Origin of the sequence: Chryseobacterium ureilyticum (assembly GCF_900156735.1) — a bacterium.
Taxonomy (GTDB): Bacteria; Bacteroidota; Bacteroidia; order Flavobacteriales; family Weeksellaceae; genus Chryseobacterium; species Chryseobacterium ureilyticum.
On the sequence record NZ_FTOL01000008.1, the window covers coordinates 66719 to 87816 of the forward strand.

Genomic DNA, 21098 nt, shown 5'->3' on the forward strand with positions numbered 1-21098 from the left:
GTTAATTTGATATTAACGAAAGTTAATATTAAAAAAATATTAAAAAATCATTAAAAAATCTACATTTGCAAAAATTTTGTATGAAACGTCTTTTAGGAATAAGTCTACTTTTAAGTTTATCTTTATTTAAAGCACAAGAGCACATTTCCAGCTTCAATGCCGTGACTTTAACTTACAAGTTTCATCCAAAATTTTTCATTTATGGAGAAGGTCAATTAAGAGGTAATGAAGATTACACATATCCAGATTATTATGAGATAAAGGGAGGTTTGGGATATAATCTTACCAAGAATCATAAACCTTTTGTAGGTCTAGGGAGGTATGTGAATTATAAAGACCACAAATTAAGCAGAGAAGAGTTCAGGGTATGGCTTCAGGATGTTATTGATATTAAAAAAGGAATCGTAAAATTTGAAAACCGTTTCCGTGCAGAGAAAAGCTGGTTTTATGAACCTCAAATAGACAAGACTTCCCAAAGAATGCGTTACCGTTATCGTTTGAATGTGAGTGTTCCTCTGAACTCAAAAACCATTCAGAAAGGAACTATCTTCGCGAATGCTTACGACGAAATTTTTCTTGTAACCCCGATGAAGCCTACTTTTGCCAGAAACAGAGTATATGGCGGTTTCGGCTATCAGATCGATGATTATTTCGGTATTGTGAGCGGTTACCTTTGGCAGCGCGAGTTTGAAGCCAAAGGAAACAAGAACTTACATTTCATTTATCTTGCTTTAAACATCAATATCGATGGTACAGACCATCATGTGAAGACGTATGATTTCCCTGGGGCGGATTAAGAAACTTTATCCACTATTACCTGTAGATTTAATAATTCCTGTTTAGAACTTAAATAGTATTCGTTCAATAATGCCTGGTATCTTTCAATAATAGATGAAAGAACCTTGACTTCATTTTCAAGATAGTGGTCATTATTAAAATAAATGTATTCGGCATCTGCATACTGCTGAAAAAGAGTTCGGTCTTCAGTTGTTAAAGATTCTCCATAAACTGAATTTTCCAGAAGATTTCTTATTTTTTGTTTAAAAGGCTTTTCTGCTTTCAGTAATTTAGCTCTGTGTATACGAATTTCTTCAAAAGGTAGAGTTACGGTCATGAACTGTACATAAGGTATAAATTCATTAAGACTATTCTGAAAATCATCAAACTCCTTGTCTATAGCAGCGAATTTTTTATATTTATTGATAAGATCTGCCTTGTTGTTTTCATCCGATTCTCTGTAATAATGCTGAAATATGGCTTTGTCGTTTTCATTCAGTTCATCCTTTACTTTTTTCAGCTCTTCTTCAAGTTTAGGAATAAGATTTTTAGCATCTTTTGATCGGTATAAACTGCCATCGAATCTGAATGTCTTTATTTCGTTTGGATGAGACATCAGATAGTTTAAAGTTTGCAAATCATTTTCTATTCCCACTTTTTCATAAACTAATGAAACTTTTTTATCGCTGAAAAGAGCAGTTTTATCATAAGGGTCGGTGACTAGAGCAATATCGTCAATATTCTCTAAAACAGGGTTGTATCTGTCATAATATCCATTGAAATTTGAATTTAAATCATGATAGGAATTTTGGCTCAGATAATATTGAACAAAACTTTCATTATCAATAAACTCTCCAACATTTTTTATTTGTAACAGCGTCAGATATTTTTTTGTCATGATTGCCGAGATACTGTCGAATCCTTGAATAATTTCTCTTGAAAGTCTGTGATCAGGAGCTGCATTTTTAGTTGGGTTTGTTTTTATTTTTTCAATTCTTTTAGCGATATCCGGGTGAGATGCCCATTGATCTTCAATTTCTATCCTTGATTTATTATAACGGGTAATATCCTCCAGATCTATTTTAGGAAGCCCGTTTATGTAAGGGTGATTATTTCTTTCGTTGAAAATTTTCATCAGTGAATCCTGATTCTGATAAAGGTTTTTAGGTTGATATTTTTGATTGCTTTCAATGTAAAAATTGATGGAATAGTTCAAGGCAGCATCACTTAATTCCAGTCTTAGTAATGATGATGCTTGTTCTTCAGGGTTGGTAACGAAAGTAGCAATAGCATCAGCATTATATTCCATTTCCCTTTGAAGAGAAGCGTGATTTCTGAAAAGAAAACTTGAAACTCCCTTTAGAATAGATTGAAATGCACTGATAAAGCCTACCGAAATATGACCGAAAAATTTAAAAATAAGATTTCCTCCGGCAAATTCCATGATAAAATTTTCATATTCTTTATTGTTGTAAACCGTTTCAAAAATAATTTTTTCCGCCTGATTTACGTAGCCTCCTATTTTCATACTTCTTTGTGAGAAATGTCCAAACTCATGAGCAAGAATGGTTCTCAGTTCTCCAACACTGGTTGTGTTGATTAGTCCCATTCCGATGGTTAGATTCTTTTTTACTGGTAAAAACATACTCCAGAATACGGAATTATAACTGACACTAGCATTTACATCAGGGGAAAGAAATACCTTTTTAGGAGGTTGTACCTTTGTTTCTGCTACAATTTCATCAATCATAGTAAAGAGTTGCGGTTGATGGGCACGTGTCACTTCTATCAAATGACGTGTACTGTAATTATTTTTCCTGAAAATAAACTTAACAAGGAATATAAACACAAAAACACCCACACTAAATAATCCTGCCGCACCGAACAGAGTAAGGTAATTCGTATTAATACTCAATAGCTTTATAGCGCCATAGCCCAGCAGAAAGACCATGAAAAGAGAAGCTATAATAAGTATTAAGTAGATCAGAAAGAAAACTGATACTGATACAATAGCGGAAATAAGCTTAGATTGATAAGCTTTTGAAATTTTGGGCAGGTTATTAGTCATTGTGTTTTTATTAATATTTTTCTACTAGATAGCGATAGGCTTTAAGATATTTATTAAACCTTTTAATGTCTTTGGGAGTAAGCTCTCTGTTTACTCTCCTAAGATCCATATTATCACGAAGATCATTGATTTTTACAGCAACAGACAGGAGAGATCTTTCTGTTCTTTTGATAAAATCATCATAGTCTTCTTCCGGATCGAATTTTGTGAGGCAGCTGATCGCAAAAATCATATATTCAGGAAAACCTTCAGACCTTAAATAATCCAGACTGAATTCCAAAGGATGATCTTCTACGACATCATGTAAGACACCAACAATCTTTTCATCAATTGTTTTACCATATTCCATCACACGCATTACGTGTCCTATGTATGGAGCATGATATTTATCTGTTTGCCCTTTATGCGCCTTATCAGCGATTTTGATTGCTTTATTCAGTAATTCTTCTTTTGTCATTTTTCTAAGAAAATAGAGTACAAAAATAAAAAATGCCTTAAAAAATAAGGCATTTTTATCAAGATTATTTTAGAAGATTTTACATATTTGTTTCATCCTCTACAGAAGCATTCGGAGCATTGTTTTTTACAGATTCGATTCCGTTTTCCATGCCATTATCAGATTCGTACATTTGGCTGGTTCCTACGATTTGTCCGTTTCCAGCTTTAAGGTTAAAGTAACATCTGCCATCTTTAGCTGTGTTTCTTTCAAATTTTGAATCTTCCTGAGCATTGGTTTTTACTGAACTGATTCCGTTTTCACAAGAGGGTTTTGTGCTGTATCCCTGACTTGTCAGGATTACCTGTCCGTTTGCAGCTTTAAGATTGAATTGAAAATCACCGTTTGTTCTTTTTGAAATAACAAATTTTCCCATAGTAAATAGTCTTAGATTGTTTTTTGGTTATTATTTTAAGGTCTTGCCTTCGTTATACTTTTGTGAATAGTTTGTTTGAAATACCTTTTAAGTTAAAAGTTTTTAGATATAATAAAATTAAGAAAAAATATTTAAATCTAAAACTCTTTAATGCTGTATTGGTTTAAAAATTAAGGACATAAAAAAACACCCCATTGTGGGGTGCCTTTGAATCAAATTTATGTTATTAAAAGACTAATAAGTTCCTTTTTCAATATAATGAGCAGCAACTTTTTCAGTTAATGCTACTACATTTGGGTTGTTGGTATACTTTGTAAATCTTCTTAATCCTGAAAGCATCATTCTCTGCTCATCACCTTCAGCGAAAGAAATAATTCCTTCTTTAGCAGCTACCGTGATTTTTTCAACAGCTTTGTAAAGGTTTAATTGAGCCATTGCAGCTTCTACAGAATCAGGAGAGAAATGTTTCTCAGCTCTTAATACAGCAGATTCTGCCATATAGATCTGGTTAAGGATTTCAGAAGCGTTTAACAATAAATGTTGTTGCTTTTCAATATCCATCATGTATTTTTGAAGAGCAGCTCCTGAAACCATTAAGAATACTTTCTTAAGGTTAGCGATAATAGCTTTCTCTTCGCTCATGAATTCAGAATAATCAGGAACTTCAAAAGAAGGAATACCCATCAATTCTTTGCTGATAGCCATTGCAGGAGATAGAAGATCCAATTCACCTTTCATCGCTCTCTTAATAAGCATTCCTACCGCTAATAATCTGTTGATTTCGTTGGTACCTTCATAAATTCTTGAGATTCTAGAATCTCTCCATGCAGCTTCCATTGGAGTATCTTCAGAGAATCCCATTCCTCCGTACACCTGGATTCCTTCATCAGCGGTGTGCTGAGCAAGGTCAGAAACGAATACTTTAAGGATTGAACATTCTACAGCGAATTCTTCAACACCTTTCAATTCTGCAGCCTGATGATCCATTCCTTCAGCTACTAATTCGTCAATTTTATCCTGAACGTTTTTAGCTGCTCTGTAAGAACCTGCCTCACTTACGAAAACTCCGGTTGCCATTTCAGCAATTTTCTTTCTGATTGCCCCGAAAGTAGCAATAGAAACACCAAACTGTTTTCTTTCGTTGGAATACTGGATAGAGTGGTTTAGGATTCTTCTCTGTGCATCTAAACAAGCTGCTGCTAATTTGATACGACCTACGTTCAATGCATTTAAAGCGATTTTGAAACCATTGTTTCTTTCTCCTAAAAGGTTCTCTACAGGAACTTTCATATCATTGAAGAAAACCTGGCGCGTAGAAGAGGCACGGATACCTAATTTATGCTCTTCCTCACCGAAAGTTAAGCTTTCAGGATTTTCAAGTTCAGATCTGTTGATTACGAAACCTGTAATGTTTTTATCGTCATCAATTTTAGCAAATAAAGTGAATGTATCAGCAAATCCAGCGTTAGAGATCCACATTTTCTGACCATTGATGATATAATGTTTTCCGTCTTCGGAAAGTTTAGCTCTTGTTTTTCCAGAGTTAGCATCAGAACCTGCATCCGGCTCCGTTAAGCAGTAAGCTCCGAATTTTGTACCTGTTGCCAGGTCCGGAAGATATTTTTTCTTTTGCTCTTCTGTTCCGTAGAGAACGATTGGTAAAGTTCCGATTCCGGTGTGTGCTCCATAAGCTGTTGCCAATGAACCTGTAGTTCCCGAAAGGTAATCACAAGCTAACATCGTTGTTACAAAGCCCATTCCAAGACCTCCGTACTCCTCAGGAACTGCGATTCCAAGCATCCCCATATCACCAAGTTTACGCATTGTCTCTTCAGTGAATGCATAATCTTTCTTTTCGAAACGCTCTCTTTGAGGGACAACCTCTCTATCTATAAATTCCTTCGCAGAATCACGAAGCATTTTTTGTTCTTCATTCAGTTCTTCAACACTGAAAATTTCGTTTGCAGGAATTTGTTTGATTAAGAATTCCCCGCCTTTTAATGTAGCCATATATTATTTTATTTTTTTAGATTAAAGAACAAAGAGAAAAGAATAAAGACTTACAACGTTAAATTTTTTTGAAAGCCAGAAATCATTCTCTGTAGTTCTGTGATTTTATTTTCTATTTTTTCAGTTTTAGAAATTTCAAGATAATTTCTGTTGTTTGAAATAATAATTTGAGTTTGTAATTCATAAAGAGAGCCAAGACTTATTTCTAAAAAACGATTGAAATCTTTATTTGAACTTCTGCTTGAACCTTCTGCAATATTTGAAGCTACAGAAACTGTACATCTTCTAATTTGAGACTTAAGTCCAAATTCTTCATTTTTTGGAAAACTATCTGTAATAACATAAATTTCATCGGCTAGTTCAATGGAAAGTTTCCAGATGTTAAGATGTTTGAAGTTATGTTTCATTATAGTCTTTGCTCTTTATTCTTTTCTCTTTTAGTCTATAATAATTCAAAAATACTCGCCGCTCCCTGTCCTGTTCCCACACACATAGAAACCATTCCATATTTGTTACCACGTCTTCTCATTTCATCAAGAAGCTGAACGGTAAGTTTGGTTCCGGTACATCCAAGCGGGTGACCAAGAGCAATGGCTCCTCCGTTTACGTTTAAGATATCTGGATTTAAACCTAATTCTTTCTTAATTGCAACAGATTGAGATGCGAAAGCTTCATTAAGTTCGATTAAGTCGATGTCTTTTAATTCAAGTCTTGCTTGCTTTAAAGCTTTTGGAATAGCATAGACTGGTCCCATTCCCATAATTCTTGGTTCAAGTCCTGCAGCAGCATACGCTACTAATCTTGCTTCCGGCTCAAGTCCTAATTCTTTTACCATTTCTTCGCTCATTACCATTACGAAAGCAGCTCCGTCACTCATTTGAGAAGAGTTTCCGGCAGTTACGCTTCCTCCGTTGGCAAATACTGGTCTAAGTTTGGATAATCCAGCTAGAGAAGTATCGGCTCTCGGACCTTCATCTACTGAGAAGTCAAATTTCTTAGTCTGAAGCTTTTGATTTTCATCAAGGAAGTTATATTCCACAGGAATTGGAACAATCTGGTTCGCAAATTTACCTTCCTGATTTGCTTTTAAAGCTTTCATGTGAGATTCAAAGGCAAACTGATCCTGCTCCTCTCTGGTAATATTGTATTGTTTGGCTACTTCTTCTGCAGTGTAACCCATTCCCCAATAGTAATCAGGATTTGTCTTTGCAATCTCTGTTTCAGGAACCGGCTTATAGCCACCCATCGGAATATAAGACATGGATTCTGTACCTCCAGCGATGATACAATCTGCCATTCCAGCCTGAATTTTTGCTGAAGCAATAGCAATTGCCTCACTTCCTGAAGCACAATATCTGTTTACGGTTACTCCTGGAACTTTATCTGTATTTAAACCCATTAAGGAAATCAAACGTGCTACGTTCAACCCTTGCTCAGCCTCAGGCATCGCATTTCCTACAATAAGGTCATCAATTCTGTTTTTGTCTAATTGCGGAAGCTCAGCCATTAATTTTTCAATCACTGTAGCTGCCATCACGTCAGGACGAGTGAAGCGTAGGGAACCTTTTGGTGCTTTTCCTACGGCTGATCTGAATCCTTTTACAATATATGCTGTTTTCATTTTTTTGTTTAATTAAATTGTTTTTGAAAGATTTTGCCTCAGAGAGGTAAACTGTTCATAGCTGTTTGTTTATGCTTTTTTGCGGAGCTCCGTAGGAGCGACCTGTTAATCTTCAATCCATTCAAATAAATATTTTGAATCATATTCTATTTCAAATTTTGAAAGAAGATCCAGATATTCTTCTCTAAAAGTTTTCTTTTTATGATGTTCTTCCTGTTTTAAAATATATTTTACAACCGAATCAACACTGCTTTTAGAATAAGAAAAAGCTCCATATCCTTCCTGCCAATTGAACTTTCCATTGATCCATCCTTTTTCATTGATGAATTTCGAAGAACCTGCTTTAATATCTCTTACTAAATCTGAAACGGACAATGTCGGATTCATACTTATGAGAATGTGCACATGGTCAGGCATTGCAAAAACCGCAAATAATTTTTGTTTTCTATTGGAAACTATACCTGTAATCAATTTATGTAATTCTTCTCTGTTTTCTTTTGAAATCAGATTTTGTCTTCCTTTTACCGCGAAAACAATTTGAATATAAATCTGTGTATAGGTGTTTGCCATAAAAAACATGATCGTCTATTAACAGTTCGCTCCTACGGAGCTCTCTGCTAGTTTCTCAATGGTTTACCATTCTGTAACATGTACTGAATTCTCTCCAAAGTTTTTCTTTCACCACAAAGCTGAAGGAATGTTTCTCTTTCAAGATTCAATAAGTATTGCTCGGTAACCACTGTTGGCTCAGATAGATTTCCACCTACCATTACGTTGGCTAATTTGTCTGCAATCTTTTTATCGTGTGCTGAAATATAGTTTCCGGTAAGCATTTGGTCTGTTCCTACATAGAACATTCCTAATGCATCTTTACCAAGAACTTTTACTTTTTGCTCGATAGGTTGAGTATATCCTTGCTCTGCCAATAGTTTTGCTACTTTTTTAGCTTCTGCAATCTGTCTGTTTTTGCTTACAGAAACGATGTCTTTACCTTTTTCAAGGATTCCCATATCGTAAGCTTCATAAGCTGAAGTAGCTACTTTACCCATTGCGATGTTCATGAAAGCATCACGAAGTCTATTATTTTTAACATCATCGCTGTGGAATTCTCTGGAAGTTCTTAATGTAAGTTCTTTAGTTCCACCACCACCAGGGATTACACCCACTCCGGTTTCAACCAATCCGATATAAGTTTCTGCTGCTGCAACCACTCTGTCTGCGTGCATTGTCATTTCGCAACCACCACCTAAAGTCATTCCGTGTGGAGCAACTACTACAGGAATAGAAGAGTAACGAACTCTCATCATAGATTTCTGGAAGTAGGCAATAGCCATATTCAAATCATCCCAATCCTGCTCAATAGCCATCATAAGGATCATTGCAAGGTTAGCTCCTACAGAGAAGTTAGCTCCTTGGTTTCCTACTACTAGTCCGTCATATTCTTTTTCAGCTAAATCAATTGCTCTGTTTAATCCGTCAAGAACTTCGCCTCCAAGAGAATTCATTTTTGAACGAATCTCGAAGTTGATGATACCATCACCTAAATCAAGAATTGCAGCACCTGAATTGCTCCAAAGTGTTTTATTTTTTCTGATATTATCAAGAATAATGAAAGCATCCTGTCCAGGGATTTTGTTGTATTCTCCTGAGTTTTTATCAACGTAAATGCTTTGTCCTTCATCATTAACTTTATAAAAAGTCTCTACATTTTTCACCCATTCTGAAACTTCATAACCGGCATCTTTAGCCAATTCGATACCTTTCTGAACACCTACAGCATCCCAGATTTCAAACGGTCCATTTTCCCATCCGAAACCAGCTCTCATGGCATCGTCAATTTTGTAAACCTCGTCAGAAATTTCAGGAACTTTATGAGAAACATAAGCGAATAATGCTCCTAATGATTTTCTATATAGTTCACCTGCTTTATCTTTACCTCCGATTAATACTTTGAATCTGTCAATCGGCTTATCAATAGCTTTAGTTAATTCAAGAGTAGGGAACGAAGATTTTCCTTGAAGCTCATATTCTAATGTGTCAAGATTCAATCCGTGAATTTCAGATTTTCCTTCCGCATTTTTTACTTTTTTGTAGAATCCTTGCTCTGTTTTTGAACCTAACCATTTATTATCCATCATTTTTTGGATATAGTCAGGAAGAGCAAATACATCATTAAAGTCATTCGCTTCAGCACCGCTTTGACGAACTCCGTTAGCCACCATTACCAAGGTATCAAGACCTACAACATCAGCTGTTCTGAATGTAGCAGATTTTGGACGACCGATAACAGGACCTGTTAATTTATCAACCTCAGAAACTGTAAGTCCTAATTTCTGTACATTATGAAGAAGATCCATCATAGAAAATACCCCAATTCTGTTTGCGATGAAAGCAGGAGTGTCTTTTGCTAAAACGGTAGTTTTGCCTAAGAATTTAGCCCCATAATTCATATAGAAATCTACGATCTCAGGATCTGTATCTTTAGTTGGAATGATCTCAAGAAGAGGAAGGTATCTTACCGGATTGAAGAAGTGAGTTCCTGCAAAGTATTTTTTGAAATCTTCGCTTCTTCCTTCTGTCAATAAATGGATTGGGATACCGGATGTATTAGAAGAAATTAATGTTCCCGGTTTTCTGAACTGTTCAATTTTTTCGTATACGGACTTTTTAATGTCAAGTCTTTCTACTACTACTTCAATGATCCAGTCTGTATTTTTTATTTTCTGTAAATCATCATCGAAATTTCCGACTTTGATTCTGTCTGCAAACTTTGGTGTGTAAAGAAGTGCAGGGCTTGCTTTTTTAAGTTTTTCAAAGTTTTCGGTAGCAATTCTGTTTCTTACTGCCTTATCTTCTTTGGTCAAACCTTTTTTCTGTTCAGCTTCAGTCAGTTCAAAAGGTACAATATCTAAAAGTGACACTTCCACACCAATATTGGCGAAGTGAGCCGCGATACCGCTACCCATAATTCCTGAACCAAGAACCGTTACATGTTTGATTCTTCTTTTCATATGTAAATTTTAATTATTTGAAAGATTGTGTATGTAACCTTACGGTTATTTCCTGTTATTTAAAAGTTCGTTGGCGATTTTCATGATCTCTGTCATCACATCCTTAAATGTTTCCATCTTTTCCTGAGAAATCTTTTCCATTACCTTCTTATTAAAGTTAACCACGACTTCTTTAGACATATTTCTGGAGTTTAATCCTTTATCTGTAAGTTTGATGATTACTTCTCTTTTATCAGTAGTGGTTTTCTCTTTATAGATATATCCGTTATCTTCCAGAAGTTTGATGATTCTCGTTAGGGAAGTGGGCTCTATAGCCATTTTAGGTCCAAGATTTGTACTTCTTGTTCCTTCTTTTGGATCTATTTTCAGAAGGGTGAGGGCTTGTACAGCTGTAGAGTCATGCTCCTGAGCCAATTCTGTGTACATTTTAGAAACAGCCAACCAGGTCTGTTTTAAAATTAAGTCTACGTTTTCTATTTTTTCCTTATTATTATCCATCATTTTTGCGCTAATGGTTTTACCCAAATTTAGTAAATATTATGCATGCATAGTATTTATTAAAGTTAAATTTTGTTAATACCTTGAAAATAAACGGATTAAATTGTATGATTTGCATAATACTATGCATGCATAGTATATGGAATAATCAAAGAAAATAGCAGATTAATAAATGTTTACGAGTGATTTGATGATTTCTTCAAAAGATTCACATTTGTATTTTGTGGAATCGTTAGAAATTACCCAAAAGTTGTTTTGAAACTCAAAATTAAGGTTGGAAAGGTCTTTTGAGAAGTTTTTTTGTAGTAAAGAATACAACATTTCTTTCTGAACTGGAGGCGCAGAAATATGAGGCGGAACAAAATTTTCATGCATCTGAAATAAAGAAGCATTGGTAAGTTCATCATGCTGAAGTAAAATATCCTCCACAATTCCTGTATGCAGTTGTGTATTTTTGACATACCATATTTTATCAGCGAATTCCTTGGCAAGCCGCCAGTCATGTGAAGAAAATAGAATCAGCTTATTCTGTTCTTTGGCAAGTCTTCTTAATGTTTTAAGGATAATGATCTTATTTTTCTCATCCAGATGGGTTGTGGGCTCATCCAGAATAATAATAGGAGAATTCTGGGTTATAGCACGACCAATAAAAGCTTTTTGAAGATTTCCGTCCGAAAGATTTTTGAGAAGGGTATATCTGTATTGATTTAAATCCAGTTCTTCAATGATATGCGCTACTTCTTCACGGTCTTCTTTTTTTAGTTCAAAATAAAAAGGATAGTAAATATATTTTCCCAGTGAAATAAGATCTTCAACCGTATAATGTTGTGGAATTACCGATTTTGAAAAGACAATAGCAATATTCTCGGCAATTTCTTTTACAGAAAGATTTTTTACATTTTTACCATTGATCAATATTTCACCATTTAATAAAGGAATCTGATGAAGTATAGATTTGATTAAGGTAGTTTTCCCTACACCATTATTTCCAATCAATAAGCAAACATCTCCAAGATTCAAATCTGCATTGGTATTTGAAATTAATGTTTTGTTATATCCGATATTGGCTTGTTTGATTTGTAGGTGCATGATTAGATAAAAGTAAAAATTAAAAAAATAATTAGAGGGATAGTGCTAAATATGAGATATAGAAATTTATTTTTATTAACCTTCCATAGACTATATCCTCCTAAAATAAGAGAACCCCAAAAAAGGCAAGGAAAAGCAATCATCAGCCACCAGTTATGCCCCCAGGAATAAATCCAATGTAATTCTTTATTCATTCTAAACATTTTAGAATATTCTAAAAAAGCAAAACTTGTTGCAAACAATGCAATGTGTGCAACAATCAATTGTTTTTGTTTTATCCTATTATAAATAATTGAAAGTTATAAAATTATTAGTAAATATCTGTTCAATCTGCAAAAAAATGTATAAGTATAAAGTTGAGCAAATACAAAAATACGTCTTTGCGTTTTCCAACAGAAAAAACTATACTTTATTCTGTTTTAAAAGCATTACGAGGATAACTGGAATTCCAAAAACAGAACTTATTACATTCAATGGAATCTGTGTTTTTTCAGCAATGACAGAGAAAAACAACATCACCAACATTCCCAGAAACATATTTAAGATCCACTGCTGCCATAATTTGGACGGATTGTAAACCAATCTGCAGAAATGAGGAACAATAATTCCAATAAATAGAATAGGTCCTAAAAATGCTGTTATGGATGCAGAAAGTAGGGAAGAAGATACTATAATTAAAAGTTTGAGATGCTTTAAATTAACTCCTAAACTCTGTGCATAGGATGTTCCTAAAGAGTTTCCTATTAGTGGTTTTATAGATTTGAAACAGAAAAATAATCCGATTAATAATAATCCTGACAAAACATAGATCTGATTTCGGGTAACCATATTGTTAGCTCCAAAAGACCAGAGGATATAGTTTTTTAAGCTTTGATTTTCAGCATAAAACTGTAATAAGGAAACAATTGCTCCTGCAAATGCTGATACTAAAAAACCAAAAATAATAAGGTATGATTTGTCCTGAAATCTATTGGACATTGATAATAAAATCAACATCAGAAATAAGCTTCCTCCGATTGCTGATAAACTGAGAAAACTGTTTTGCAGAAATTCAGGGAGCAGAATGTTATGCGAAAAGAAGATGTAAAAGGCTACGGATAAGCTGGCTACCGATGTAATTCCGAGGATATCAGGACCGGCTAAGGGGTTTTGAAAATATTCCTGCATCAGAAATCCGGAAGTAGGAATAGAGATTCCAGCCAATAACATAACCAATACGCGATTGATACGAATTTCCGCAATCTGACTTTGAGCAGTATCCTGGAAAAAGTCCTGCAGGTTTAAACTCAAAAATCCTGTGTTCAGATTAACGATAGCGCCTGCAATAATTGCAATCGTTAATAATAAACACAGGATTTTAAATCTTTTTGACATTATTCAGAAAGAGTTCTGTATGTTTTACTTTACGAAAGATTCGATTTTTGAATTCAATACTTCTTCCGTCATCATTCCAAGATATTCATCAGTCTGATTACCTTTTCTCATGAAAGTAAACGGAATTGAACCACCATCCCACTGCTTGAAGTTATTGGAAAAGAAATTCTGATCCAGTTTTTGCCCATCCAATAAAATAACGTTTTCACCAAGATTGTTTTCTACAACAAAATCTTTTACAGCACCATCCCAATCTGCTTTGTCATCAAGATTTACAAAGGTAAATTTTACTGGCTTACCTTTTAATTCCTGCATTTTGTTTTTAAAGCTTGGGATTTCTTTTATACATGGACCACACCATGTTGCAAAAAAGTTAGTGATATATAGAGTATCATTATTTTTAGCAAGATGCTGACCTACATTCTCAGGAGAAAGTTCTTTAGGAACATATGTACTTCCTTGTACTGTTGTATTTTGAGTTACAGAAAGGGAATCTGAAGTCGTATTTTCAGTTTTCTGACCTTCTTTTTTGCAACTGTAAAGCGCAGTAAGTAGTAAGGTTGATAAAATTATCTTCTTCATAAATTATTTTTTATCTATTTTTGAATTGAAGTATGGAACAACAAATCTATAAAGGGAAACTTATAAAGTTTCATCCGTTAAAAATAGCGAAAAAGGAACAGCTGACCAAAAATACTTTTTCTCTGGAGTTCGATATTCCCGAGAATCTGAAAGCAAATTTTAAGTTTGAAGCTGGGCAATATGTAAGTGTGAAATTTCAATCCCATGGTAAAGAGGTTATTAATGATTATTCAATGACTTCTGCACCTTATGAAGGTAGAATATGTTTGGGAATAAAAGTAAATTCTTCTGAAGGAGCTACTGCTCAGTTATTTCAAAACTATAATGAAGGTGATGAACTTTGGATCAGTGAACCCGCTGGCAGGTTTACGCTGGTATCCAAGCCCAGTGAATTCAGAACGATTGTAGCTTTTGCAGCCGGAATAGGAATTACTCCGATTTTAAGCCACTTCAAAAATATCCTTTACAATGAGCCAAGAACAAGATTGTTTTTGTTTTTTGGAAATAAAAGCTCGGACGAACTTGTGTATCGGGATCAATTGGATAATCTTGCCAGAACTTGTGGTGACAGGCTTCAGATTTTTTACTTCTTTTCACAGGAAAAAACAGTCGATCAGTTTTTCTATGGCAGATTGGATGAGAAGAAATTAAACTTAATCATTAATCAAATTCTTCACCTTGATGATACTGATGAAGAATCTACCATCTGGGATGCGGTGGATGAAGTTCTTATCTGTGGAAAAGGTGAAATGATTAAAACACTTGCCAATGCTTGCTATCACCACGGAATTCCGAAAAGAAATATTCACTTTGAACTTTTTGAAGAATTTAATGATGATATTTATCCTGTAGAAAAAGAATTTCCACTTATTGAAAATATAGAGGTGGAATTTACCATGCTTGGCAAAAAATACAGTACTCAACTTCCTGATAATAAGGATAAAATATTGCAACAGCTTTTGATTCAAAAGTTTCCTGTACCTTACTCATGCAAGTCTGGAATCTGCGGAAGCTGTGAATGTTCATTAGAAGAAGGAGAAGTAGATTTGATTGAAAATGAATATCTTACCGAAAAAGAAGAAAGTCAGGGACATATATTAGCATGCATGTCAATAGTGAAAAGTAAAAAAATAAAGCTTAACTTTGATCTTAGTTGAGAATTATTAAGAACATATTTAATCTGGGGTTTGTATCATTAGAATTAGGAATTTTAATGATCTGTTTTTGTAATGTCTGGGTTTTCGGACTTACGAATGGACGTACCTATACTAAAATTTCTAAAATTCCACCAAGAGAGATTGCATTGGTACTCGGGACATCTCCCAAGATGAGATCAGGGCTTTCCAATCCTTATTTTACCAAAAGAATGGATGCGGCAGCTCTTCTTTATCATCACGGGAAAATTAAAAAAATTCTGGTAAGTGGTGAGAAGAGTAAAGGGTATAATGAACCTGCTGCTATGAAGAATTATCTGGTGTATCAGGAAGGCGTTCCTGAAGATATTATTATTGAAGATCCCAAAGGCTTTAATACCTACAAAAGTATTCTTCGTTGTAAAGATGTTTATAAGAAGAAAAATGTAATTATTGTTTCTCAGGGATATCATAACCTCCGTGCTTTATTTTTTGCAAGAAACAATGATATGAATGCATTGGGTTTTGATGCGCAGGATGTCACAAAACCTGAAAGTTTCTACAGAAATCAGGCGAGAGAAGTCCTCGCCCGTGTTATAGCTGTAGTATATTTTATTTTAGGAGTTTCCCCAGATTAGAAAGGATATCCGAATGCAAAGTTCACAGTAGGTTTGAAAGGCTGGAACGTTTTGAATCTCCATCTGTCTCCTTCCGGTTTGTTTGGATCATAGATTTTATACGCAAGGTCTAGTCTCAACGTGATATAGGCAATATTTACTCTTAATCCGAATCCACTACCAACACCCACTTGCCCTAAGAATTTATTGAATTTAAATTCATCACCATAACCATCATTATGATCACGGAGGCTCCACGTATTACCAATATCTGTAAATAAGGCTCCTTCATACATTTTATTAAAAGGAATTCTGTATTCAATATTGGTGGTAAGTTTTATATTATCGGTCATATAAGTACGCACTCTTTCATCTACCTGAGAATCTGCAGGACCTAGCCCACCAAATGCTACCCAGGCTCTGATATCATTAGAACCTCCATTAAAGTAAGATTTGATAATTGGCATGTCTTCAGAATTTCCATAAGGAATACCAACACCAATGAACTGGCGAAGAACTAAAGTTTGATTCCCATTGAATTTAAAATATTTTCTTGTATCAATATCAAACTTTACAAACTGTGCATAAGGAATTCCAAAAATTGTTCTTTGAGGAGATGCTAAAATTCCACCGCCATCATCTTTTTTATTGAATAAGCTTAATATATTACCCGCAAGTTCAACCTTTCCGTTAAAATAGAAAGCGTTAGGATATTCTTTTTTTCCAATTTCATTATAAACAAAGTTATAGATCATGGAAGAAATCAAAACGTCTTGAGTTTGTCGGTCTTTATTTACCAATGCTCCCCTGAATGCTGTTAAAAGGTCTGTTCCACTTTGATTAAGCGATTGTCTGTAGGTTTCATCTTCTACAATTTTTCTGGAAACATAGTCAATATCTACTTTACCATCTCTAAAGTCTTGCCCAAGTTGAGAATGTGAAAGAAAATAATCAGTGAAAATATCGTCCCTGATTTTTTCATCATTAGGGAAATAAGAATAATAAGCATCCTTATTTTTCGTTAAGCTGACCTGTGTATTGAATAATGTTAATTTATGATATACCTGATCATTAATATTAGCTTGATAATTCAATCCCGTATTGAAGTTGACTCTCCCCAAACCTATATTATTCTGTATGGAAGCTCCTAATAAAATAGATGAAGTAGGAGTGTATCTTTTAGGCAAGAATTTATAATAATTAAAAGGTAATAGCAATCTTGGGAAGTTCAGAGATGCCTGAGCAGAAATCTCATAGGCTGTTGTTCTTTTATCAATATCCTTCGTACTTCTGATAGACCCGAATGTTCCTGAAATACTTGTAAAAAGGTTTTCTGCACCTCTAAAAAGATTTCTTGTTGTAAGGTCCACGGAAGGAGAAACCCCAAGGTTTAATACCTGAGAATAATTAATATCAGTACCTACTTTAAGCTCATACTTAGGAAGGGGTTTTAATACATACAAAACATCTACAATACTGTCATTAGGAGAAGACATTCCACCTTGTCTCAGAGAGTCTCTGGCTTTTACGATACTAAAGTTGTTCATAGACAAAATATTTCTTTTTGTCACGTCTAACTTTTTCTGATCAAAAACCTGCTTACTGTCTGCAATAATGGTTCTCCATATGGATGATGATTTATATTTTTCATTCATCTTATGGAAACGGATTCTTCTTAAGCTGTCTTTCTTGGTATTTTTAGGATAATCTCCAGGTTCGTCTACAATAGCTACGTCAATATTCCCAAAAGTAGCCACTTTATAACGGGTATCAAGAGAATCTTTATGGATTTCTAAGGTTAAAGGAACATTTTTTTTGCTTTTCAGAGAGTCAGCGACAAAGTAAACTTCATCGTTAGAGGCATTAAATTTATAATATCCAAACTCTCTCATCAGGTCAGTAATTCTTGCAACCTCTTTTTCAAGGACGGTTTGATCAAGAATCTGCCCGGATCTTACAAGTGTTTTATTAAGGTTGTAAGCATAATATCCTTTAATTCCGGGATCTGGGATATTATAAAAATAATCTTTAATATAGGTAGGCTCGTTATGCTTGATAAAATACTTTACTGCGGCTTTTTTTGAAGCAGAATCAATATCATGTTTGTATTTTACTTCTGCATCCCAAAAACCTCTATAAGTAAGTCTTTTATTGATAGACTCCGTACTTTTTTCACTCCTTGTCTGATCCAGAATTACAGGTGGTGATCCCCAGCTATGCAATAAACGGTCAAAGAAAAGATTTTTCCCGACACTATTTTTCATATTATATTTAATGAATAATGAATCTCTCAGCTTTTGATTTCTCATTTCACCGGGATAGGTCATATACTCATTAAGAATGGTGTCGTATTTTGGATTTGCCATATTATAGAACATAAGTCCCAAAGGCATAAAGAGAACCTGTTTTTTGTTAGGTTTTTGCTGAACGTATTCTTTCAGTTCTTCATCGAAGAATTCTTTCTTATCCTCAAACTCAAAGCTGTTTCTGGTAAGGAGATATTCGCCTTCCGGAACTTTTTTTGTTGTACTACAAGCATAAAGGAGACCAACAAATGTTGCAAATGAAATAATTTTATAATATTTTTGAGGAGAATTCTTATAATGCTTACAGCTCATACAATAAAAGTTTTACAATCTTTAGATAAAAAGAAGTTCAGACAAAAATACAATTTGTTTTTGGTTGAAGGTAATAAAATCATTTGTGAACTTTCCAATTCTAACTTTAAAGTTAAAGAAATATTATCAACCGATCCGCAAAAATTGGACCGTACTGATATCCCTGTGACTCATATCTCTGAAAATGAGTTGAAAAAAATCAGTTTCCTTAAAACACCAAAAGATTCCGTTGCCGTATGCTATCTGGCAGATGAAGAAAAGATGGAGGATAAAAATATCCAGCTGGTTTTGGATGGAATTCAGGATCCCGGGAATTTGGGTACAATTATCCGATTGGCAGATTGGTTTGGAATAGAACAGATCATCTGTAGTGAAGATACTGTTGATTTTTATAATCCTAAGGTGATTCAGGCTACGATGGGGTCTTTTACAAGAGTAAACGTCGTTTATACCGATCTTGTAGAATATCTTTCACAAACGGGAAATGTAAATATCGGAACAGATATGGATGGAGAGAATATCTATACTTTTGATAAGCCTGAAAAAATCAATTTAATACTTGGAAACGAAGGAAACGGAATGAGACCGGAAACAGAAAAGCTTCTGCAGAAATGCATTACTATTCCAAGGTTCGGAAAATCCCAGTCAACGGAAAGTCTTAATGTATCGATGGCAGCAGGGATTATTTTAGGGCAGCTATTTTCAAAATAAAAAGACTGTATAAAAAATAAAGGCTTAGAATGTGAAAATAAAACTATTTTTCACATTCTAAGCCTTTATTACTTATATCAATTGCTCCATACTGGAGACACTTTTATTCTTCTGGTATACTTCCAGCTTTTTTCTGACATATTTCAGTGCAATAGGAGCGAGGTAGATCAGCGCTGCCCCTACAAGTTTATTTTTCCAATTAGAACTTTTCATATTCTTCTTGGCATAATTTCCAACGATGGCTGTAACTCCCAGTTTTACCAGGCTGTCTGTAATATTTCCTTTAAATGCAGAACTTGCAAATCCCACAGCTGTATTTTTACTGATAAGAAGATCTTTTACCTCAGAGGTAAGCTGTTTGGCAATGACATCTTTTCTCAGAACAACTTTTTCATCACCGTCTTCATCTACTTTTTCCTGAAGATACTGATCACTTAAACCATTGGTAAAAGCACTTAAGCTCTCTTTTGTATTTTTAAAAGTAAGAAGGTTTTCCAGATCGTTTATTTCTCCCTGAAGCAGTTTTTTCTTTCTTCTTAATTCTTCTATGCTTTCATATCTTCTACTCATGGCTTGAATGATTTAAAAATTTAATAACCTGGTCTGCAACAGTATTTACAATCTTATGCTTGAAGGCAATGACAAAAGCCATTACTAAAGCATAAAATGCAGCAACAATTAAGAACCCGTAGGAATAATTATCCAGGGCTTTACCAATAAGGAAAGCGATTCCAAAATTGAAAAGGATAATAAAAAAAGCAAAAGCAACAAGCAGTACTACAAAGTAGGTAATGAGCCCGGCAGAAAGAGACGACTTTTCAGTAGCTTCAATTTTCAGAAGATCTATTCTCTTTGATGCGTATTCTTTAATAGTTTCTATCATTGTTTTTTTTTAAAGTTACAAAAAAAGGAACTTTCGCACAAAAGTTCCTTTCTGTAATTTACTTAAAAAAGATAAATTACTTATTTTTTAGATCGTTCAGTTCTGCCTCTACATCTTTTACTACATCTGCAGTTTTAGAAACAATCTGATCTTTGTATTTGTCATACCCGTCTTTCATAGTATGTGCTACGTTGTTAGCCGTTTCTTTAAAAGTAGAAGAAATATTGCCATATTGGTCTTTTACTTTTTCAGAAACTTCTCCGTATTTGTTTTTCGCTTGATCTTTAAGATCGTTAGCTTTATTCTTGATTTTTTTTCTAGTTTCTTTTCCTTCTTCAGGTGCATATAACATTCCTAAGATTACACCTGCTGCAGCACCTGCAAGAAGTCCCGCCAATATACCTGCTGTATTTTTTCCGTTTTTAGACATTTTAAGTTTTTTAATAGTTAATAATAGATTAGTTTTTTACACTAATAAAACTTACAATTTGTATACCAAAGGAGGCTGTATGCCTATTAAAAATTGTTAAATCTTTTCGATGTAAGAAAGAATAAGTTCTATAGTTTCTTCTTTGGTCAGGTTAGAATTATCAATAACAGTAGCGTCGTCAGCTTTTTTTAAAGGGGCTATTTCACGCTCACTGTCGACCTTATCTCTTTCAATAAGGTTTTGTTTTACCTGTTCTTTGTCTGCTTCTATTCCCAGACCTTTTAATTCCAGGAATCTTCTATTCGTTCTTTCATCAATACTTGCTGTAAGGAAGAATTTATAGTCCGCATTTGGCAGAACTACTGTCCCAATGTCACGTCCGTCCATAATGACACCTCCTTTTTCTGCCAAAGAGCGCTGAGACTGTAATAAAAAGTCTCTCACTTCCTTTTGCTTGGCAACAAGACTTACATTCTCGGAAACTGCATTGGTGCGAATTTCTTTTGAAATATCAGTACTATTAAGATAAAGAACTAAAGTTCCGTTATTATTTTTAAATTCAAGATGAATCTGATCAAAAGATGAGAACAGGGTATTCAAATCAATCTCGCCGTCATTATTCAAACAGTGCTGTAAGGCATACCAGGTAGCTCCTCTGTAAAGCGCTCCTGTATCCATATGAATAAGTCCTAACTTATCAGCAATGATTTTAGAGATAGAACTTTTTCCGGTAGACGAGTACCCATCGATAGCTATTACAGGTTTTTTCATACTGCAAATTTCAAGATTTTTTTTAGAAAATCA

At 34.4% G+C, this 21098-nt stretch carries 21 protein-coding genes; 4 read left to right on the forward strand and 17 right to left on the reverse strand.

The window, feature by feature from the left end; translation table 11 throughout:
* Nucleotides 1-80 precede the first annotated feature (80 nt).
* Nucleotides 81-797: a DUF2490 domain-containing protein gene (locus BW983_RS18690; RefSeq protein ID WP_076553389.1), complete on the forward strand. Its 717-nt coding sequence runs from the start codon at nucleotides 81-83 to the stop codon at nucleotides 795-797.
* Here the strand turns inward: BW983_RS18690 and BW983_RS18695 are convergent.
* The 12 genes from BW983_RS18695 to BW983_RS18755 all read right to left on the reverse strand — a co-directional run bounded on the left by BW983_RS18695 (nucleotide 794) and on the right by BW983_RS18755 (nucleotide 13902).
* Nucleotides 794-2845 carry a M48 family metalloprotease gene (locus tag BW983_RS18695; RefSeq protein ID WP_076553390.1) on the reverse strand — a complete coding sequence of 684 codons (2052 nt, stop codon included), beginning with the start codon at nucleotides 2843-2845 and terminating at the stop codon, nucleotides 794-796. The two genes, BW983_RS18690 and BW983_RS18695, sit on opposite strands and share 4 nt — an antisense overlap.
* 10 nt (nucleotides 2846-2855) lie before the next feature.
* Nucleotides 2856-3302, reverse strand: coding sequence for a phosphohydrolase (locus BW983_RS18700; RefSeq protein ID WP_065394609.1), 447 nt, complete (start codon nucleotides 3300-3302; stop codon nucleotides 2856-2858).
* 79 nt (nucleotides 3303-3381) lie between these two features.
* Nucleotides 3382-3717 carry a YegP family protein gene (locus BW983_RS18705; protein WP_076553391.1) on the reverse strand — a complete coding sequence of 112 codons (336 nt, stop codon included), beginning with the start codon at nucleotides 3715-3717 and terminating at the stop codon, nucleotides 3382-3384.
* A gap of 234 nt (nucleotides 3718-3951) precedes the next feature.
* Nucleotides 3952-5727: an acyl-CoA dehydrogenase family protein gene (locus BW983_RS18710; RefSeq protein ID WP_076553392.1), complete on the reverse strand. Its 1776-nt coding sequence runs from the start codon at nucleotides 5725-5727 to the stop codon at nucleotides 3952-3954.
* A 50-nt stretch (nucleotides 5728-5777) separates the two neighbouring features.
* A complete protein-coding gene (locus BW983_RS18715; protein ID WP_076553393.1) occupies nucleotides 5778-6134 on the reverse strand; it encodes a four helix bundle protein in 357 nt (118 codons plus the stop codon).
* A 35-nt stretch (nucleotides 6135-6169) separates the two neighbouring features.
* Nucleotides 6170-7348 carry a thiolase family protein gene (locus BW983_RS18720; protein WP_076553394.1) on the reverse strand — a complete coding sequence of 393 codons (1179 nt, stop codon included), beginning with the start codon at nucleotides 7346-7348 and terminating at the stop codon, nucleotides 6170-6172.
* Nucleotides 7349-7453: 105 nt separating this feature from the next.
* A complete protein-coding gene (gene tnpA / locus BW983_RS18725) occupies nucleotides 7454-7918 on the reverse strand; it encodes an IS200/IS605 family transposase (RefSeq protein WP_076553395.1) in 465 nt (154 codons plus the stop codon).
* A 47-nt stretch (nucleotides 7919-7965) separates the two neighbouring features.
* Nucleotides 7966-10359 carry a 3-hydroxyacyl-CoA dehydrogenase/enoyl-CoA hydratase family protein gene (locus tag BW983_RS18730; RefSeq protein WP_076553396.1) on the reverse strand — a complete coding sequence of 798 codons (2394 nt, stop codon included), beginning with the start codon at nucleotides 10357-10359 and terminating at the stop codon, nucleotides 7966-7968.
* Between the two features lie 45 nt (nucleotides 10360-10404).
* Complete coding sequence (locus BW983_RS18735; RefSeq protein ID WP_076553490.1) at nucleotides 10405-10857, reverse strand: MarR family winged helix-turn-helix transcriptional regulator; 453 nt, start codon at nucleotides 10855-10857, stop codon at nucleotides 10405-10407.
* 165 nt (nucleotides 10858-11022) lie between these two features.
* The gene (locus tag BW983_RS18740; protein ID WP_076553397.1) at nucleotides 11023-11946 is read right to left on the reverse strand and encodes an ABC transporter ATP-binding protein; all 924 of its coding nucleotides are present in this window, start codon (nucleotides 11944-11946) and stop codon (nucleotides 11023-11025) included.
* Nucleotides 11947-12348: 402 nt separating this feature from the next.
* Nucleotides 12349-13320 (reverse strand): iron ABC transporter permease, encoded by a 972-nt coding sequence (locus tag BW983_RS18750; RefSeq protein WP_076553399.1) that lies wholly within the window; start codon nucleotides 13318-13320, stop codon nucleotides 12349-12351.
* Between the two features lie 24 nt (nucleotides 13321-13344).
* Complete coding sequence (locus BW983_RS18755) at nucleotides 13345-13902, reverse strand: TlpA family protein disulfide reductase (RefSeq protein WP_076553400.1); 558 nt, start codon at nucleotides 13900-13902, stop codon at nucleotides 13345-13347.
* A 32-nt stretch (nucleotides 13903-13934) separates the two neighbouring features.
* Between BW983_RS18755 and BW983_RS18760 the strand changes: the two genes are divergently transcribed.
* Both BW983_RS18760 and BW983_RS18765 read left to right on the forward strand, forming a co-directional pair.
* The gene (locus tag BW983_RS18760; RefSeq protein WP_076553401.1) at nucleotides 13935-15059 is read left to right on the forward strand and encodes a flavin reductase family protein; all 1125 of its coding nucleotides are present in this window, start codon (nucleotides 13935-13937) and stop codon (nucleotides 15057-15059) included.
* A complete protein-coding gene (locus BW983_RS18765) occupies nucleotides 15056-15673 on the forward strand; it encodes a SanA/YdcF family protein (RefSeq protein ID WP_076553402.1) in 618 nt (205 codons plus the stop codon). The genes BW983_RS18760 and BW983_RS18765 overlap by 4 nt, the downstream gene beginning before the upstream one ends.
* Here BW983_RS18765 and tamL read toward each other — a convergent pair.
* Nucleotides 15670-18270 (reverse strand): translocation and assembly module lipoprotein TamL, encoded by a 2601-nt coding sequence (gene tamL, locus BW983_RS18770; RefSeq protein ID WP_076553403.1) that lies wholly within the window; start codon nucleotides 18268-18270, stop codon nucleotides 15670-15672. The two genes, BW983_RS18765 and tamL, sit on opposite strands and share 4 nt — an antisense overlap.
* Here tamL and BW983_RS18775 point away from each other — a divergent pair.
* On the forward strand, nucleotides 18256-18981 hold the full coding sequence (locus tag BW983_RS18775; protein ID WP_076553404.1) for a TrmH family RNA methyltransferase: 726 nt from the start codon (nucleotides 18256-18258) through the stop codon (nucleotides 18979-18981). The genes tamL and BW983_RS18775 overlap by 15 nt on opposite strands.
* 72 nt (nucleotides 18982-19053) lie before the next feature.
* Here the strand turns inward: BW983_RS18775 and BW983_RS18780 are convergent, their stop codons facing one another.
* The 4 genes from BW983_RS18780 to cmk form a co-directional block, all read right to left on the reverse strand.
* Complete coding sequence (locus tag BW983_RS18780) at nucleotides 19054-19551, reverse strand: phosphoribosyl-ATP pyrophosphatase (RefSeq protein ID WP_076553405.1); 498 nt, start codon at nucleotides 19549-19551, stop codon at nucleotides 19054-19056.
* Complete coding sequence (locus tag BW983_RS18785) at nucleotides 19544-19864, reverse strand: phage holin family protein (RefSeq protein WP_065394594.1); 321 nt, start codon at nucleotides 19862-19864, stop codon at nucleotides 19544-19546. The genes BW983_RS18780 and BW983_RS18785 overlap by 8 nt, the downstream gene beginning before the upstream one ends.
* A gap of 76 nt (nucleotides 19865-19940) precedes the next feature.
* The gene (locus tag BW983_RS18790; protein ID WP_076553406.1) at nucleotides 19941-20294 is read right to left on the reverse strand and encodes a YtxH domain-containing protein; all 354 of its coding nucleotides are present in this window, start codon (nucleotides 20292-20294) and stop codon (nucleotides 19941-19943) included.
* A 96-nt stretch (nucleotides 20295-20390) separates the two neighbouring features.
* A complete protein-coding gene (gene cmk / locus BW983_RS18795) occupies nucleotides 20391-21065 on the reverse strand; it encodes a (d)CMP kinase (RefSeq protein ID WP_076553407.1) in 675 nt (224 codons plus the stop codon).
* Between the last annotated feature and the right edge of the window lie 33 nt (nucleotides 21066-21098).